At 57.4% G+C, this 1,414-nt stretch carries 1 protein-coding gene; it reads left to right on the forward strand.

Annotated features, from left to right (window positions below):
* Positions 1 to 96: 96 nt before the first annotated feature.
* Entirely contained in the window at positions 97 to 1,074 is a 978-nt protein-coding gene (locus AKN84_RS44260) for an ABC transporter substrate-binding protein (RefSeq protein ID WP_050426602.1), read from the forward strand.
* Positions 1,075 to 1,414: the final 340 nt, after the last annotated feature.

Consider the following 1,414-nt stretch of genomic DNA (forward strand, 5'->3'; position numbering starts at 1 on the left):
TGAGCAGTCATGGCGGACCGTTTTAAAGTGGCGCTTCGTACATGGTCTGGCTACCCTAGTGTTGACTAGCATGACCCTCAACGCGAGGAGAAGGCGATGAGGCGACGGCAATTCCTTGGGTTTGTCGGCGCGGGAGCGATGACGCCATTCGCGGCTCAGGCCCAGCAGTCGGGGCTCGTTGCGAAGATCGGTTTTCTTTATCCCGGGCCGGCAGCGGTGGCCAAATTGCGCAGCGTCCCCCTTCTGGAGGGACTAGCGAGTGGAGGGCTGCGGGAACCAGACCAAATTACACTTTTAACTCGAGCCACAGGTGGTGATGCAGGGCAGATTACACCCCTCCTGAATGAGCTTCTGGCCAGCAGAGTCGATCTTCTTATGCCAAGCGGACCGGCTGTCACGAGCATCGTTCATGCTGCGACCAAGGACGTTCCCGTGGTGACTTTCGATTTGGAAAGCGATCCAGTGGAAAGCGGCTGGCTGCAAAGCTACGCCCATCCGGGTGGTAATCTGACCGGCGTCTTCTCCGACTTTCCCGATTTCGCCAGCAAATGGCTCGAGCTGTTGAGAGAGATCGTTCCGGGCCTATCCCGTCTAGCGGTTCTATGGGATCCGGCGACTCCGACTGTCCAGGCTCGCGCGGTGACTGCAGCGGCACAAGACTTGAACCTCAAGACGGTAATCGTAGAACTCAAACCGCCCTCCGAATTCGCGGAAGCGTTTGACGCTGTAAGCGCGCAACGCCCGGACGGCCTGTTGCTGTTGTCATCCCCAGTGGTCTCGGTCAACTCGCCCAAACTTGCAGAATTGGCACTACAGCATCGGCTACCCGCGATCTCATTATTTTCATCTTTCGCGCGGGCAGGTGGTCTCATCTCCTATGGCCCGAATCTTGATGATATTTACCGTGAGACCGGCATTATGGCGGCCAAAGTGCTGAAGGGAACGAAGCCAGCCGACTTGCCCGCGGAGCGACCTACCCGCTTTGAATTGCTAATCAATGCCAGCACCGCAAAATCGCTCGGACTGAAGATATCGGATACATTTCAGGTTCGCGCTGACGAGGTTATAGAATAGCATTTTGAAATTTACGACCTGGCATCGTCCTTCAAAGGGGAGCAGATGCGACGGCGGGAGTTTATAGCAAGCGTGGCAGCGACAGCGACGGCTTGGCCGATCGCTGGCCGTGCGCAACAGGCCCGCCCGACACGCAAGATCGGCGTTCCCTTGAACTATCTCTCGGAAGACGACGCCGATGGCCAGGCGAGGATGAGAGTTTTGCGGCAGCGATGCGGGATCTCCGTTGGATCGAGGGAGAAAATCTACATACCGAAATTCGCTTCGCCGGTGATGACTCCGATCGCTATCGCAGGTACGCAAAGGAGTTGGTGGAAGCGGCGCCGGACACTCGGCCTCT

The sequence above is a fragment of the Bradyrhizobium tropiciagri genome (assembly GCF_001189845.1).
In the GTDB taxonomy this organism is placed as follows: Bacteria; Pseudomonadota; Alphaproteobacteria; order Rhizobiales; family Xanthobacteraceae; genus Bradyrhizobium; species Bradyrhizobium tropiciagri.

Excerpts from the sequence above, each read along its gene's own strand:
- AKN84_RS44260 (WP_050426602.1), top strand. The coding sequence starts at position 97 with ATGAGGCGACGGCAATTCCTTGGGTTTGTCGGCGCGGGAGCGATGACG.